Origin of the sequence: Motiliproteus sp., from assembly GCF_965230735.1 — a bacterium.
Classification (GTDB): Bacteria; Pseudomonadota; Gammaproteobacteria; order Pseudomonadales; family Balneatricaceae; genus Motiliproteus.
This window is the reverse complement of sequence record NZ_OZ246016.1, coordinates 3,576,956-3,592,672: the sequence shown is the minus strand read 5'-3', so window position 1 is coordinate 3,592,672 and position 15,717 is coordinate 3,576,956. Positions and strand designations below refer to the sequence as shown.

The window sequence follows — 15,717 nt, the reverse complement described above, 5'->3', positions numbered from 1 at the left end:
CTCAGATCTCCTGACGGGATGTGGCCGGGGCGGCCGGGTTATCACTGCTGGTCTGGCTCGACTCCTTGTCGAACAGCAAGATCAAAATGGGTAACAGAATAAAATCAACCACCAGCGCGATCACAATGGTGATCGCGGTCAGCAGTCCCATGTCGGCGTTGACCTTGAAGGTCGACAGCGACAGGATCAGGAAGCCCACCGACAGCACCACGGTGGTGATCCACAGGGCTTTGCCGACGCTGTGGAAGGCATAGATGATCGCTTGCTTGGCGCTGTCATTACGCTGTCGTCGGGCATACAGGTATTTGCTCAGGAAGTGGACCGTATCGTCGACAATAATCCCCAGGGTCATCCCGGTCACCACCGACAGGGCCAATCCCACTTCGCCGACCCACATACCCCATAAACCAAAGGCAAGGCCCGCCGGGATCAGGTTAGGGGCCAGACTGATAATACCGAACTTGAGTGAACGCAAGGCAAAGCCCAGCAGCACCGAGATCAGCACCAGCGCGGTAAGGGTGCCGATCAGCATGCTTTCGATATTGCGTTTGCCGATATGGGCGAACATCAGCGACGGACTGGCGATGGCACTCTTCAGCCCCGGGGCGTTTTCGGCCAGCCACTGCTCGGTACGGCGCTCCAGGTCAATGATCTGGTTGCTGGTCAGGTTGTGGCAGGTGGCGATCAGGCGTGTAGCGGACTTGTCGACATTGATCTGGTTGTTCAGATCCAGGCCATAGGGCAATGACATCTCATATAACAGCAGATACTGGGCTGCCAGCTCGCGGTTATCGGGCAGTCGATAGTAGGACGGATCGTCACCGTGCATGTTGCGGTTCAGCCGTTTCATGATGTCGGTCAGGCTGTTCACATGAACCATTTCGGGTTGCTGACGCAACCAGTTGGTCAGGTCTTCGACCTGTTGCAGATAGGTCGGGTTGTTGATGCCGCTGCTTTCTCCGCTGCTGAGTTCAATCTCAAGGATCGACATCCCGGTCAGGTGCTCATCGCTGAAGTCGGCGGCCTGGCGGAACTCCACCGACTGGTCAAAGTACTTGACGAAATCATCATTGAGCTCGTTGCGCGGAATCTGAGCGATGGTGAGCAGAATCAGGGCCACCGAGCCCCACAGCAGCGGTGTGCGGCGGTCGATAACGAAACGGGCGACCCGGTCCATCAGGGTATTCTGGTTTTCCGTACGGAGCGTCGCTTTCAACGGCATCAAGGCCAGCATTGCCGGGAACAGCGTCAACGCCAGAACGCAGGCCAGCATGACCCCGACGGCGACAATGTTACCCAGATCGGCAAAGGGTGGTGAGTCGGAAAAGTTCATACTCAGAAAGCCGATCGCGGTGGTGACACTGGTTAGTATCACCGGCTGGGTGTTGATCTTGAGGCTGTTGATCAGGGCCTTTTTCTGCTCAACCCCGGAGCGCATCTCGTGGTAGAAGGTGCTCAGGATATGGACACAGTCCGCGACCGCCAGGGTTAAAATAATGGTAGGCGCCGAAGCGGATGGTCCGGTCAGGAAGAGCCCGTACCAGCCGGCCAGTCCCATCGCGCCGGCGATGCTGGCGATGATGATCACCAGAGTCGCCACCAGGCCGCCGATGGTGCGTATCAGTATGCCGATCAGCAGAATAACCGCCAGAAACATCAAGGGTACCAGCGTGGCGCTGTCGTTGAGCGAAGCTTCAGCGAAGGTGTTGTTCATCATCACCATACCGCTGAGATAGACGTCAATCTGCGGGTAGCGTTCAACCAGCTGGTCGCGCAGGGCCCGAACGCCGACCACAACTTCCGGAATCTCTTCCACCAGATTGATGCCCGGCAGGTGAACGTTGACATTAACCGCGGCAACCCGGCCGTCAGCCGATAACAGCCGGTTGACGATCAGGGGCTCGTTCAGCGCGATCTGGCGGATACGCTGCACCTCTGGCTCATCGAGAGCCTCGGGGTCGAACACCAGATCCTCGACGATCATGTCGTCCTCTTCGGCATAGGTATGCTGGAAGTTGGTGATCGAATCGACCCGGGTGGAATAGGGAAGCTGCCAGCTCTGTTCGGTCAGCCAGGCCATCGCGGCCAAGGCTTGCTGGCTGAAGACGTTGCCGTCCTTAGGGGCCAGAATGAAGAGGGCGTTGTCGCTTTTGGCGAAGGTTTTCTGCATCCGCTCGAAATTCTGCAGCTGCGGATTTTCCTGCCCGAAAAAGACCCGGTAGTCGCTTTTAAATACCAGTTTCTGGGCGCCGGCAGCGGCGGCTACCACCAGTACGATGGCAGCCAGTACAACCAGTAAACGGAATCGAAGAAGTTGCTGATAAAACGCATCCATGACAGGCATCCATTTGCATGAACAGGGGGCCGAAGCTGGCATCTAAGCATCCCGTCCGGCCTCTGTTCAAGTGCAAAGGTGATCTTTGCACATCGGGATCAGTTTAGTTCATCGAGATGCTTGCCTAGCAAACCATGGATTGCAGAGGGTCAGTGGTGTTTCCGCTTCCACTCCTGCAGTAGGACTAGGTTGTCGTGCTCGGTTGTTTCCGATGCGGGAGCTTTGGAGTGGGGATAGATTTGATCGAGTTTGGTCGACAGCTGATAGAGGCTGTCATGCATCATGCCGGATAGTTGAATGACCCCGGCAATGGGGGTCTTAGCCCGCTGCAGGGTGACTTCAACCCGGTGCTGAACGGCGCGGAGTTTGTGTCGATGCGCCCGGGGAACGGTTTGGATATATTGCTGGCATGCGCGTTGGCGCAGATCATCGAAGGCTTGCGGATCTGCGTCGGCCAGCGCCACCAGATCATCAAATTCAGGTAATTGTTCCATCCTAATAATCCTTTTTGATGGTGAGAATCCTTGTGCTATGCACCTCTCGCCTTTAGTTTAGTCGCTTTTTGACGGCGTATTTTTGCGGCTGAAGGCTATAGGCTGAGGGCCGGGCGCGGAGCGAGGCGAGTGATCGAGTTGTACGGAAGAGAGAGACAGGTTTGAGGATTTTGCTGCTCAGTGCCTACCATGCCGCCAGTCACCGCTATTGGTGCGAGGGCATGATGGAGGCGCTGCCCGAGCATGACTGGCGATTGCTGACACTGCCGGCACGTTATTTCAGCTGGCGTATCCGTGGTGCGCCGCTGTCGTGGTTGGCGGAGCAGCATGAAGTGTTGCACCAGTCCTACGATCTGCTGATCGCGACCTCCATGGTGGACTTGGCGACGCTTAAAGGGCTGGTGCCGAGTCTGGCGGCGACTCCGACACTGCTCTATTTTCACGAAAATCAGTTTGCCTATCCGAAGAGTGCGACTCAGCATCCCGGGGTCGAGGCGCAGATGGTCAATATCTACGGAGCGTTAGCGGCCGATAGGGTGCTGTTTAATTCAGCCTATAACCGGGATAGCTTTTTTAGCGGCGCTAGAGCGCTGCTTTCACGGCTGCCCGATCATCGACCGCGGGATTTGGAGTCGCTGCTACAGGGGCGTACCTAGGTGTTGCCCGTCCCGCTACGGGATCGGGAATCCCAGGCGCCACAGGCGCTGCCGGATTCAATGGCTTCTGACCCCGGTCGTTGTCCGTCGGTTGGGCCGGTTCGACTGCTATGGGCGGCACGGTGGGAGTACGATAAGGGTCCCGACCGGCTGCTGGCCTTGCTGCAGCAGCTGGAGGCCCGTCAGGTGGACTTCGAAATCGCGCTGCTGGGGGAGCAGTTTCGTCAGATCCCGGAATCCTTTGAACAGATTCGGCAGGATTTTTCGCATCGCTTGGTGCAGTTCGGTTATGCCGAGTCCCGAGCCGACTATCAGCGCTGGCTGGGCTGGGCGCAGCTGGTGATCTCGACGTCGATTCATGAATTCCAGGGAGTGGCTGTGCTGGAAGCGATTGAGGCGGGCGCGTTGCCGGTACTGCCGGACCGGCTGGCTTATCCGGAGCTGGTGCCATCGGACTGCCTCTACAGCGGAGATCTGGAATCGGTGGAGCGCGAAGCGCAGCACGCTGCTGATTTGATCCAGTCTCAGCAGCAGCGTCTGGGGGAGGGTAGTGTCGGTGCGCTGTCGGTAGCCTGGTTGCGTTGGCCTGAGCAGGCCGACGCATACCGTCGATGCTTTCGTCGGACCCTCGAACGGGCCGACTAGGCTGTTCGAAACTACTGAGTGGTGGCCGGCTCGGTCGGCTGTTCCGTCGGAGTCACCCCTAGGACCTGTTGCTGGTAACGATCCCAACTGTCTGCTGCACGCTGGCCAGCGCTGCGGTGTTTCTCCATCGCCGCATTCTGTTTATTGACGAAGTTCTGCAGGCAGTTTCGATAGGCCTCCACCTGCTGTTCGAACTGTTGCCGGTCGAGTTCGGTGATAAATTCCAGCGGTTTTTCCGGTGCCTCGCAGTCATGAGCTTCGGCAAAGAAATGGGCCTGTGCCGGGCTGCCTGCCAGTGACAATAACAGCGCTGCCAGGGTTGCCGTTGACGCGGATGGGGGTAGGGCGCGCATGTGACCTTCTCCATGGTTGTTGTCTGGTTTGAATCTAGGGTCAGTCATCGGTTGGCGTCAAGCTGAGGCAGCTAATTGGGCGACGCTTGTTGATTTGGGACAGTATTTTTCGTTACCGGGTTGCGTTCCGGTGAGCTTGTCTATACTTGCCGGGAGAGCTTTTTTCATGTGGTAACAAGCCCTGAGGAGGGTCTTCCTGATGAGTCAACAAAGTGATCTGCTCCAACATGATGCTGAACTGATCCTGTCGCTGTACGCAAACCCCCGTGCACAGAAGCAGCGTCTGCTGCATATCGAGTCGGAGTTGAAGGCCGAAGGGGTCAATATCGAAAGGCTGCATCAGCGGATTGATCGTTTGGTGTCAAAGCCTGATCCCGATCTTTATCGCTGCTGTTATCACGTATACGAATAAACCTACACCAACCAGTTAGGCGAACAAAAAAGCCCGCGCCGGATAACCGGCGCGGGCTTTATTATTGCTACTCAGTGCTTGCCGTTGCCGGCTAGCTGTTGACCTGGAACTGCTCGATCATGCTGTTCAGTTGTTCGGTCAGTCGTCCCAGTTCGTCGCTGGCATCGGCCATCAACTGAGCGTTGTCCTGAGCCTGTCCGGCAATATCGTTGATCGCCAGCACGTTTTTATTGATCTCACCGGCCACCATCTGTTGCTGCTCGGCCGAAGCAGCGTTCTGGCTGTTGAGGGTGGCAACGTTACTGACGGCATTCGAGACTTCGGTCAGCACCGCGCCGGTCTCCTGGCTCTGGCTGACACTGCTTTGCGCCCATTCGCAGCTCTGAGCGACCACTGAGCTGGTTCGTTGGGTCTGTTGCTGCAACTGCTCGATCATGCTGCGGATCTCATTGGTCGACTGGCCGGTTCGGGTCGCCAGTGCGCGAACCTCGTCGGCGACAACCGCAAAGCCCCGTCCCTGTTCACCGGCCCGGGCCGCCTCGATGGCCGCATTGAGAGCCAGCAGGTTGGTCTGTTCGGCGATACCGGCGATCACATCAACGACCTTGACAATCGCGTCGGAGTTTTCGTGCAGTTGGGTGGCGATGCTGTCGGCCGTCTGCAGTTCGGAGGCCAGCGATTCGATCCCAGAGATGGCGGTTGCGACAGTCTTCTGTCCCTGAATTGTCTGCTGCTCAACTGCCTCGGTGGCTTTGGCCGCTTCGTTGACGTTATCGGAAACACCTTGGGCGGTTTGGTCCATCTCCGTCATCGCCGTGGCAACCTGTTCAGTCTCGCTGTTGAGCTGTTGAATCGATGACAGGCTATGTTGAGCGGTATCGCGGAAGCTGACCGATTGCTGACTCAGCTGTTCGGTCAGTTGGTTCAGATGGATGATGATGGAGCGGAACTTATCCATCATGCCGTTGAAGCTGTTGGCCACGGTGCCGAGTTCGTCACTGCGGTTGAGTTCGATTTTCAGGTCCAGATTGGCGCTCTGTTCGATGGCGTGGATCGTCTGGCTGACTTTGCCCAGCGGTACGATCACCATTCGGCGCAGGATGATCCGAACCACGATCCAGCCCACCAGCAACAGCAGGCTGCTAAGGACGATGTTGGTCCAGAGTTGATTGGTCACATGCTGGTCAAAGGCCGCCAGTGAGTAATCAATTCTGACCGCACCCAGGATATCGCCTTGGCTGGATGGGTGGCAGGTCATGCAGTTGGTGCCGCTGCCCTTGAAGTTGTCGGATGACTCCAGTGGGGTGACCAGGGTCAGCACCCGGCCATTCGGGGTGCTGGAGATGTTCTGTTGGGGTTGCCCCTGAAGTGCCAGGCGATCGAATTCATCCGCAGGCTGGGCGGTGGCCTGGCCCGGACCATAGATCGTTTTGATGCTGTCGGCTCGCAGGACTCGGGCGTCGAGCACGGTCTCATGGCTCATGGTTTTGTCGCGGGCGATATCCTGACGGCTCATCTGGCCGGTCAACATCAGCGTATTGATGTTGTCGAAGAAGCTCTCCGCCTGCACGCGTGCCTGATCCAGCACCATCTCCTCAACCATTTTCTGTTGGTTGCTGTATTGGTAGATGGATGAGAAAACCAGCAGCGATATAAAAATAGCCGCCAGAGTGATATCGATCTTAAGTCCGATCCCAGCTCCTTGCTGTTTGGCGATGCTTGACGAACTCATATGAGGCTCCTACTCCCGTCACAAAACTCCAGAGATACTAAGTAGCTATCCCTCATAAAGGAAGGGGGGTAGCGTATTTCCGCAGCTTTTATATTGTTATTTTGATCGTGATCATAATCGGCTTTTCAATCTACCGCCTGGCAGCGCTAGTCCAGATAGAGCTGGCCGCGAGCAAACAGTAACTCTAGCAGCTCTGCAGGGCCCGGGTGTTGGTACCAGTCAGCCAGCTGTTCTCGGTCGTAGCGATTCTGGTTGCAGAGCAATTGCACCAACTCCAGCTCAGCGGTCGCGAGCGGGTGATGCTCGCCGTCGACAAAGAGGTGGCAGCGATCGTTTTCGCAACTAAAGGCAAAGCGAATCCCTTCGCAGCGTCTGACCTGGCCCGGTTGCGCCAAAGCCGCTGGAACTTGATCGGCGGTCAGCGGCTCGGCATTGTGGTCCAGTTGCGGGTCTTTGGGCTCGGTGGCCATCTCACCCCACCAGCGACGGAGTTGTTGCGGGTCGTCCAGGATCGGCATCAGCAACTGGCGTACACGCTGCAGGTCGCCATCGGTGATTTCGCCGGGGTTGCGGCGTAACTCCAAGGATGAGTCACTGTAGCGCATCTCATCGGCGCAGTGTTGTTCGCAGTAGCCGGCCAGGTGGCGCAGCAGTTCGTGGGCGTGGGGAGCGCGATAGCCCACCGAATAGTTGACGCAGTCGTCGCTCAACGAGACGCCGTTGTGGCCGACACGGGGCGGAATATAGATCATATCGCCCGGTTCCAGCTCCCAGCTTTGTTCGGGGTGCCAGTGTTTCAGGATGCGCACCGGTTGATCGGGCAGAAATTCGGCCTGCTGCTCGGTGTAGTGGCCGCCAATCTCCCAGCGACGGCGCCCCTGGGCCTGGATGATGAAGACATCGTAGTTGTCATAGTGCGGACCGACGCCACCATCGGGGGTGGAGTAGCTGATCATTAGGTCATCCAGCCGCCAGGTGGGGATAAAGCGAAACTGCTCCACCAGATCAGCCGCTTCCGGGATCCATTGGTCGACCCCCTGAACCAGCAGGCTCCAGTGGCTGGCCGGAAGCTCTCCAAACAACGACTCCTCAAAGGGACCGTGGCGCAGTTCAAATTGTCCGGTCTCCGGCTCTGTGATCAGTAGCCGTGACTCTACCTCCTCGTCGCAGGCCATGCCGGCCAGCTCGTCCGGGCTGATGACTTCCACAAAATCTTTGAAGGCGGCGCGGAACAGGCAGGGTTTGCGCTGCCAGTAATCGCGCAAAAAGGTTTCGACGTCGATTTCACCTAGTTGTTGTAGCGCTGCGGTTGTGGTCATCGGGGGCTGTTTCCAGGGTTGGGTGGGAAATGGGCGCATTATCGCTGAGTTGCCCAAGGGAGGAAACCGTCGCCTTGTCGGCTGTTCCATGGCTGGCGTTAAACGGGATTCTGTTCATGATGTTGGCTGGAAGGTAGATAGTTCGAATCTGTTTAACACACTGAATATAAACAATTTTATGTATTTTCTTTGTCGAAAATAACAGGGCTGTATTTGCCCGATTCATACCCTGCCGATCCACCGCGTGAAGAGGTGGTGGTTAGTGGGTAAAAGTGGTATTTCTGATTGCTTAGTGTGCTATAGTGGGAAAATGTGGGTAAAAGTGGAATTTATTCTGAGGTTATAACCAACCATGTTCAGCGGTGTCAGCGAGATCAATCTGGATGCGAAGGGGCGGATGGCGATGCCAACCCGCTACCGTGAACGCATCGCGGATCGCTGTGACGGCAAGATGTTCGTCACCGTTGACCCGTTTGATCAGTGCTTGACGCTGCACACCCTGCCCGAATGGGAGATTGTGCAGCAGAAACTGAACTCGGTACCTAGTTTTGACCCGGCCACCCGTCGTTTGAAGCGTCTGGTGATCGGGCATGCCTCCGAGGTGGATATGGATGGTAGCGGTCGACTGTTGCTGCCGGCGCCGCTGAGGGACTTTGCCGAGATCGAGCGCCGCGTGGTGCTGCTCGGTCAGGGCAACAAGTTTGAAATCTGGAGTGAGCGGTTATGGCACCAGACCCGTGATGCATATCTTGATGTGTCAGAAGGGGCGGGTTTGGTGCCCAACGATTTAAAGACCCTGTCGCTGTAGGTGTGAACATGGGTGATGAATTTAAACATAAGACAGTGCTTCTGGATGAGGCGGTCGAACTGCTGATCTCCGATCCGGCCGGCTGTTATGCCGATGGGACCTTTGGGCGTGGCGGTCATTCCCGACTGATCCTGTCGCAACTCGATGCCGGTGCGCAGTTGCTGGGGTTCGATAAGGACCCGCAGGCGATCGAGGTGGCGCAGCAATTGTCGGCCGAGGATTCGCGTTTCGAGATCGTGCACGGTTCTTTTGCCGAGTTGGGCGATGAGCTGAAACGTCGGGGCCTGCACGGCAAGCTCGATGGGCTGTTGCTGGATCTGGGCGTTTCTTCCCCCCAGCTGGATGATCCCCAGCGTGGCTTTAGCTTTTTGCGCGACGGGCCGCTGGATATGCGGATGAATACCAGCGTCGGTGAGAGTGCGGCTGAATGGATCGCTCGCGCGGAAGAGAAAGAGATTGCCGATGTTCTTTACCTCTATGGTGAGGAGCGGTTTTCACGGCGGATGGCGCGAGCCATCGTCGAAGAGCGGCAAAAACAGCCGATTGAGACCACCAAGCGGCTGGCCGATATCATCGCAGCGGCTAACCCCCGCTGGGAAAAAGGTAAAAACCCGGCGACCCGGGCGTTTCAGGGCATACGTATCCATATAAACCGAGAGCTTGACGATCTGACCGCCTGCCTGGAGCAGGCGCTGGAGGGGCTGCGAGTGGGGGGGAGACTGGTCGTGATCAGTTTTCATTCGCTGGAGGATCGGATCGTCAAACGGTTTATTCGCAAGCATGTCCGAGGGGATGAAGCGCCTCCGGGTCTGCCGGTTCCTTATGCGCAGTTGAATCAGCGTCTGAAAGCGATCGGTAAGGCTCGCAAAGCGAGCGCGCCCGAGGTGGCTGAGAATGTGCGGGCCCGCAGTGCTGTGATGCGGGTTGCAGAAAAGCTGGCCTGATCATGGTCAAACGAGTGCTGGTCGGTGCCGAACGTCTTAAGGCGAGTCTGCCGGATTTGAGTCTGTCGGCACGCTCGATGTTGCTGGTGCTGCTGCTGACGGCAGTCGTGATCAGCTCATTGGCGGTTATATACAGTGCTTTTTTATACCGTCAGGCGTTCAATCAACAACAGCAGTTGATTCAGCAACGAAATGCACTGGAGGTGGAGTGGGGGCAGTTGTTATTGGAGCAGAGTGCGTTGGCCGCCCATGGGCGTGTCGAACGGGCCGTGACCAAGCAGCTGGGTATGTATGTGCCTTCACCCGAAGAGATTGTAGTCGTACGTTAGGAGGTCGGGATGAGTGAACCGGTGATCTTGCCTTACCGCTGGCGTTTCCGGCTGGTGTTGCTGATGTTGTCTGTGCTGGCGCTGGTGATCGCGGCCCGAATCGTACATCTGCACCTGTTCGAAGATGATTTTCTCAAAGGTCAGGGCGATGCCCGAAGCCTGCGCGTGGTTCCAATTCCGGCCCATCGGGGCATGATTCTGGATCGGAACGGCGAGCCCCTGGCCGTCAGTGCTCCGGTGCAAAGCCTGTGGTTCGATCCGCGTATCTTCTCGGCCGACAAAACTCAGAAAAAAGCGCTGGCACGGGCGTTGGAATTCTCGGACAGCCGTCTGGAGCGGATTCTCAAGCGTAGTACCGGAAAGAAGTTCGTTTATCTGCGCCGCCACATGGCCCCGGTTGAAGCCAATAAGGTGCTGGCACTGGGATTGGATGGCGTGTTCAGTCAGAGCGAATACAAACGCTACTATCCCGCAGCCGAAGTGGCCACCCATCTGGTCGGATTTACCAACGTCGATGGTCAGGGCCAGGAAGGCATGGAGCTGGCCTACGAGGATTGGTTGCGCGGCGAGAAGGGTAAGAAGCGAGTTCTCAAAGACCGTTTAGGCCGGACCATCAAAGAGATCCAAGCGCTCAGCGAAGCCAAGCCGGGACAGGATCTGCAATTGAGTATTGATCTGCGGATCCAGTATCTGGCCTATCGCGAGCTGAAGGCGGCAGTACAGCAGCATCGGGCCCGTTCGGGCTCGGCGGTGGTATTGGATGTGCAGACCGGTGAGGTGCTGGCGATGGTCAATCAGCCCTCCTATAACCCCAATGACCGCAGTGATCTGAAACCGTCCCATGTGCGTAACCGGGCGATGACCGATACCTTCGAGCCGGGTTCGCCGATGAAACCGCTGACGGTGGCGGCGGCGATGGCCAGCGGTAAATACCGGGCCAACAGCAAGATTAATACCTCTCCAGGCTATATCCGGGTTAAGAACCGGACCATTCGTGATCATCGAAATTACGGTGAGTTGGACCTGGGGCGGATTATCAGCAAGTCCAGCAATGTCGGTGCGACTAAATTGGCGCTCAGCATCGAGCCCGGCGCCGTCCGCAATATGATGTATAACGCCGGTTTGGGGCGTGACACCGGTACCGGCTTCCCCGGAGAGCGGGTCGGGTCGCTTCCCTTTGTGCCGGAGAAACGTGTGGTTGAGCGGGCTGCGATGTCCTACGGCTATGGCCTGTCGGTGACGCCGCTGCAGCTGGCTCAGGCCTATCTGGCGTTCGGTGGTAACGGGATCAAGCCGGACCTGTCGTTGCTGAAGATTAAAGAGGGGGATTCGATCCATTCCGAGCGCATTATGCCCGAGCCGGTGGCTCGGCAGGTGTTGGAGATGATGGAGCAGGTCACCCTTAAAGGGGGAACAGGGCGCCGGGCACAGGTTCCGGCTTTCCGGGTCGCCGGGAAAACAGGCACGGTTCATAAGGTTGGTCGAAATGGCTACGAGGAAGATCTGTATGTAGCCGCCTTTGCCGGCGTTGCACCGGTTGAGAATCCGCGCTTTGTTGCGGTGGTGGTGGTCGATGAGCCGCAGGGGCAGGAGTACTACGGCGGTGAGGTGGCTGCTCCGGTATTCTCGCGTATCATGGCCGGCACCTTGCGTTTGATGAATGTTGCACCGGATAAATTGCCGATGCCGTTGGAACAACAGCTGGCCTGGAGCAGTCCATGAAACGCAGCCGCGAGATGACATTGCAACAGCTGTTGCCGGACCTGGCTCTGCCGCCGGAGGTGGGGCAACTAAGGATCAGTGGGATCGAAAATGACAGCCGCCGAATTCAAGGCGGCGATCTGTTTCTGGCCTGTCGTGGTTTGAACGTCGACGGTAACCGTTTTGCCGAGGCAGCCGTTGCCGCCGGGGCGGTGGCGGTGTTGACCGAGGATGACGGTGCCCTGGTTTCGCTATCGGTACCGGTGATACGGGTTGAGCACCTGACGGACCGGCAGGGTGAGTTGGCTGACCGCTTTTACGGCAGCCCGAGTCGCAAGCTGCATATGGTCGGGATTACCGGTACCAACGGCAAAACCTCCTGCAGTCATTTCATTGCGGCCGCGTTGGAGCGGTTTGGCCAGCGTGCCGCCGTGATCGGCACCACCGGTAACGGGTTTCTGGGTTCGTTGGAACCGGCCACTCATACCACGCCCGATGCGGTGCAGCTGCAGCGACTGCTGGCACAATTGCAGCAGCAACAGGCCGGTGCGGTGGCGATGGAGGTGTCGTCCCATGCGTTAGAACAGGGACGGGTCAGCGCCGTGGCTTTTGAGCAGGCGGTGTTTACCAATCTGAGCCGGGATCATCTGGATTATCATGGCAGCATGGAGGCCTACGGCGAGGCTAAGGCCCGCTTGTTGTTGCAGTACCCGATCCGTCACGCGGTGGTTAACAGCGATGACCCCTTCGGTCGAGCCCTGATTAAGCGGATTCCGGCAGGCGTAGAGGTACTGGCCTACGGAGAACAACCCTTGGATCAGGATCTGCAGTCCCGGGCGCTGCAGCTTCAGGTCAGCCAGTGTCGGTTGAACCGCAGAGGGATCGAAGCGCAGATCGATACGCCCTGGGGCGTTGTCGGCATCGATAGCCCACTGTTGGGACGTTTCAACCTGGATAACCTGTTGGCGTCGTTGGGTGTGTTGATCGGCGCGGGTATTGATATTCAGACTGCGGTGACGGCACTGAATCAAATTGAAGGTGTCGAAGGCAGAATGCAGGCCTTTGACCAGCCGAATCAGCCGCTGGTAGTGGTCGATTACGCCCATACCCCCGACGCGTTGGATAAAGCCTTGAGTTCGTTGCGAGAGCACGTTCAGGGACGGCTATGGTGTGTGTTCGGTTGCGGTGGTGATCGGGACCGGGGTAAACGGCCGCAGATGGCGAAAGCGGCGGAGCAGCAGGCGGATTATCTGGTGGTGACCAGCGATAATCCGCGCACCGAAGACCCTCAAGCGATCATCGACGAGGTCATGAGCGGGGTTCAGAGGTCTGCCAGCGTTCGGACCGAGGTGAATCGGCCCGCGGCCATTGCCCAGGCAATCGCGGCAGCCGGGCCCGAAGATGTGATTTTAATCGCCGGTAAAGGGCATGAAGATTATCAGGAGATCAATGGCGTGCGCCATCGCTACAGCGATATCGAAACCGTAACTCAGATTCTGGGAGGAACCGATGCTCAGTAATTGGAAACTCAGCGATCTGCAGCAGCCACTGGCGGCTCAAGCTTGTCAGGGTGAGGCGCGTATCCAGGGCGTCAGTACCGATTCACGCAGCCTTAAGAGCGGCGATCTGTTTGTTGCCCTGAACGGGCCGAATTTCGACGGCAATCGCTTTGTTGAGGCGGCGAAACAGGCGGGTGCGGTGGCGGCAGTTGTGTCCGAACTGCAACCGATCGAACTCCCGCAGCTGCTGGTGAAGGATACGCGGATTGCGTTGGGACAGCTGGCGCGATTAAATCGTCAGGCCTTTGAAGGCCCCTTGGTTGCCGTTACCGGAAGCAGTGGTAAAACCAGTGTTAAAGAGATGCTGGCACGGATTTTCGAACAGCGGGGGCCGGTGTTGGCGACTCGCGGCAACCTGAACAATGATATCGGTGCGCCGCTGACCCTGCTGTCACTGCAGCCCGAACACCAGTACGCGGTGGTCGAGCTGGGGGCCAGCGGTCGCGGCGAGATCGCCTATACCACCGATCTGGCACGACCCGATGTGGCGATACTGAATAACGCCGGTGGCGCACATCTGGAAGGCTTTGGTTCGTTGCAGGGGGTGGTCGAAGCCAAGGGTGAGATTTTTGACGGCTTGCAGCCGGATGGCGTTGGCGTGGTCAATCTGGACGACCCCAATGCCGGTTATTGGCTGGAGCGACTGGAAGGGCGAAAATTGCGCACCTTCAGCCTCAGTTCACCGATGGCAGATCTGTTTGCCAGTCATCTGGAGACCGCCAACGACGGTTGCTGTCGCTTCGTATTGAATACCCATGATGGTCAGAGCCAGGTCAAACTGCAGGTGATGGGGCGGCATATGGTCGCCAATGCGCTGGCGGCGGCATCGGCGGCCAATGCGTTGGGTTTCGAACTGGAGCCGATCCGTCGAGGCTTGGAGAGCTACAGTGGCGTGGCGGGGCGGCTAGCCCCTCAGCCCGGCCTGAACGGCTCGCGAATTATCGATGACAGCTACAACGCCAACCCGGATTCGGTGAAGGCGGCGATTCGTGTGCTGGCATCGCTGTCGGGAACCCGCTGTCTGGTACTTGGGGATATGGCCGAGCTGGGCCCGGATGCGGTGGCTTTGCACCAAGAGCTGGGTCGCTTTGCTGCCGAACAGGGGTTGGATGCGGTCTACACCGCCGGGCAGCTTTCCCGCCATACCGTGGAAGCCTTTACCGAGGCTGCAGCCAAGGGCTCCGTGCGTGCAAAGGCTTTTGAGGACAAACAAACACTGCTGCAACAGCTTCGTCCTCTGCTGGACAAGCAAACCAGTGTCTTGATTAAAGGGTCGCGTAGTGCGGCGATGGAACAGGTGGTCGATGCGCTGATCGCTGCCGCTGGAGAAGAGGGGTAATTGACCGATGTTGTTGATTCTAGCGGACTTTTTATCGAACTATATTAGCGGTTTTTCGGTATTCCAATACCTGACAATGCGGGCGATTCTGGGGGTTTTGACGGCACTGCTGATTTCGGTGCTGTTCGGTCCGCTGATGATTCGCAAGCTGCAACACTATCAGATCGGCCAATCGGTGCGTGATGACGGCCCCGAATCTCATCTCAGCAAGGCCGGTACGCCGACCATGGGCGGCGCTCTGATTCTGATTGCGATCGCGGTCAGTACCCTGCTGTGGAGCGATCTGTCCAACCGATACGTCTGGATCACGCTGGTTGTGACGCTGCTGTTCGGCGCGGTCGGCTGGGTCGATGATTACCGCAAGGTGGTGGAGAAAAACTCCCGTGGCCTGCCGGCACGCTGGAAATACTTCTGGCAGTCGGTTGGCGGCTTGGGTGCAGCATTGGTGCTCTACTTTACCGCCGAGAGTCCGGTCGAGGTCGATCTGCTGGTCCCTTATATGAAGGACTACGCGATCGAGCTGGGAATTGGCTTCGTGGTACTGACCTATTTCGTCATTGTCGGCAGCTCCAACGCGGTCAACCTGACCGATGGTCTGGATGGTCTGGCGATCATGCCGACCGTCTTGGTGGCCGGAGCACTGGCGGTGTTTTGCTATCTGTCCGGTCACGTCAAATTTGCCGAATACCTGCAGATTCCCTATGTAGCCGGTTCCGGTGAGCTGATCGTGTTTTGCGGTGCCATGGTCGGTGCCGGACTGGGATTCCTGTGGTTCAACACCTACCCGGCCCAGGTCTTTATGGGCGATGTCGGCGCGCTGGCCTTGGGGGCCGCGCTGGGCGTTGTGGCTGTGATCGTGCGCCAGGAGCTGGTGCTGGTGATTATGGGCGGCGTGTTCGTGATGGAAACGGTATCGGTAATCCTGCAGGTGGGTTCATTCAAGCTGACCGGGCGGCGGATCTTCCGGATGGCACCGATTCATCACCACTTTGAACTCAAAGGTTGGCCGGAGCCCCGGGTCATCGTTCGATTCTGGATCATCACCGTTATCCTGGTGCTGATCGGGCTGGCGTCGCTGAAGCTTCGCTAGG

Annotated in this window: 15 protein-coding genes; 10 read left to right on the top strand and 5 right to left on the bottom strand. The window is 57.8% G+C overall.

Translation table 11 applies throughout. The features are described 5' to 3' along the window. Position 1 precedes the first annotated feature (1 nt). Positions 2-2,335, bottom strand: coding sequence for an efflux RND transporter permease subunit (locus tag ACO05M_RS16605; RefSeq protein ID WP_421865421.1), 2,334 nt, complete (start codon positions 2,333-2,335; stop codon positions 2-4). A 149-nt stretch (positions 2,336-2,484) separates the two neighbouring features. Then, complete coding sequence (locus tag ACO05M_RS16600) at positions 2,485-2,829, bottom strand: DUF3135 domain-containing protein (RefSeq protein ID WP_421865418.1); 345 nt, start codon at positions 2,827-2,829, stop codon at positions 2,485-2,487. Positions 2,830-2,990: 161 nt separating this feature from the next. Between ACO05M_RS16600 and ACO05M_RS16595 the strand changes: the two genes are divergently transcribed. Together ACO05M_RS16595 and ACO05M_RS16590 are read left to right on the top strand one after the other, a co-directional pair. Next, positions 2,991-3,485 (top strand): tRNA-queuosine alpha-mannosyltransferase domain-containing protein, encoded by a 495-nt coding sequence (locus ACO05M_RS16595; protein WP_421865415.1) that lies wholly within the window; start codon positions 2,991-2,993, stop codon positions 3,483-3,485. Next, entirely contained in the window at positions 3,486-4,130 is a 645-nt protein-coding gene (locus ACO05M_RS16590; protein ID WP_421865411.1) for a glycosyltransferase, read from the top strand. A gap of 11 nt (positions 4,131-4,141) precedes the next feature. On the opposite strand, the gene ACO05M_RS16585 is transcribed toward ACO05M_RS16590, so the two are convergent. Continuing rightward, the gene (locus ACO05M_RS16585) at positions 4,142-4,483 is read right to left on the bottom strand and encodes a hypothetical protein (RefSeq protein ID WP_421865408.1); all 342 of its coding nucleotides are present in this window, start codon (positions 4,481-4,483) and stop codon (positions 4,142-4,144) included. Positions 4,484-4,682: 199 nt separating this feature from the next. On the opposite strand from ACO05M_RS16585, the gene ACO05M_RS16580 reads away from it, so the two are divergent. Further along, positions 4,683-4,895: a hypothetical protein gene (locus ACO05M_RS16580; protein ID WP_421865405.1), complete on the top strand. Its 213-nt coding sequence runs from the start codon at positions 4,683-4,685 to the stop codon at positions 4,893-4,895. A gap of 91 nt (positions 4,896-4,986) precedes the next feature. Here the strand turns inward: ACO05M_RS16580 and ACO05M_RS16575 are convergent, their stop codons facing one another. Together ACO05M_RS16575 and ACO05M_RS16570 are read right to left on the bottom strand one after the other, a co-directional pair. Further along, on the bottom strand, positions 4,987-6,627 hold the full coding sequence (locus tag ACO05M_RS16575; RefSeq protein WP_421865402.1) for a methyl-accepting chemotaxis protein: 1,641 nt from the start codon (positions 6,625-6,627) through the stop codon (positions 4,987-4,989). Between the two features lie 146 nt (positions 6,628-6,773). Then, positions 6,774-7,946, bottom strand: coding sequence for a JmjC domain-containing protein (locus tag ACO05M_RS16570; RefSeq protein ID WP_421865399.1), 1,173 nt, complete (start codon positions 7,944-7,946; stop codon positions 6,774-6,776). Positions 7,947-8,298: 352 nt separating this feature from the next. On the opposite strand from ACO05M_RS16570, the gene mraZ reads away from it, so the two are divergent. The 7 genes from mraZ to mraY are packed head-to-tail and all read left to right on the top strand — an operon-like array spanning position 8,299 to position 15,716. Next, positions 8,299-8,754: a division/cell wall cluster transcriptional repressor MraZ gene (gene mraZ, locus ACO05M_RS16565; protein ID WP_421865396.1), complete on the top strand. Its 456-nt coding sequence runs from the start codon at positions 8,299-8,301 to the stop codon at positions 8,752-8,754. A gap of 8 nt (positions 8,755-8,762) precedes the next feature. Beyond that, positions 8,763-9,698 carry a 16S rRNA (cytosine(1402)-N(4))-methyltransferase RsmH gene (rsmH, locus tag ACO05M_RS16560; protein WP_421865394.1) on the top strand — a complete coding sequence of 312 codons (936 nt, stop codon included), beginning with the start codon at positions 8,763-8,765 and terminating at the stop codon, positions 9,696-9,698. Between the two features lie 2 nt (positions 9,699-9,700). Continuing rightward, a complete protein-coding gene (gene ftsL / locus ACO05M_RS16555; RefSeq protein ID WP_421865392.1) occupies positions 9,701-10,027 on the top strand; it encodes a cell division protein FtsL in 327 nt (108 codons plus the stop codon). Positions 10,028-10,036: 9 nt separating this feature from the next. Beyond that, the gene (locus ACO05M_RS16550; protein ID WP_421865389.1) at positions 10,037-11,749 is read left to right on the top strand and encodes a peptidoglycan D,D-transpeptidase FtsI family protein; all 1,713 of its coding nucleotides are present in this window, start codon (positions 10,037-10,039) and stop codon (positions 11,747-11,749) included. Beyond that, positions 11,746-13,248 (top strand): UDP-N-acetylmuramoyl-L-alanyl-D-glutamate--2,6-diaminopimelate ligase, encoded by a 1,503-nt coding sequence (locus ACO05M_RS16545; RefSeq protein ID WP_421865386.1) that lies wholly within the window; start codon positions 11,746-11,748, stop codon positions 13,246-13,248. The genes ACO05M_RS16550 and ACO05M_RS16545 overlap by 4 nt, the downstream gene beginning before the upstream one ends. Then, positions 13,238-14,626: a UDP-N-acetylmuramoyl-tripeptide--D-alanyl-D-alanine ligase gene (locus ACO05M_RS16540; protein WP_421865383.1), complete on the top strand. Its 1,389-nt coding sequence runs from the start codon at positions 13,238-13,240 to the stop codon at positions 14,624-14,626. The genes ACO05M_RS16545 and ACO05M_RS16540 overlap by 11 nt, the downstream gene beginning before the upstream one ends. A gap of 7 nt (positions 14,627-14,633) precedes the next feature. Further along, positions 14,634-15,716: a phospho-N-acetylmuramoyl-pentapeptide-transferase gene (gene mraY / locus ACO05M_RS16535; protein WP_421865379.1), complete on the top strand. Its 1,083-nt coding sequence runs from the start codon at positions 14,634-14,636 to the stop codon at positions 15,714-15,716. Position 15,717: the final 1 nt, after the last annotated feature.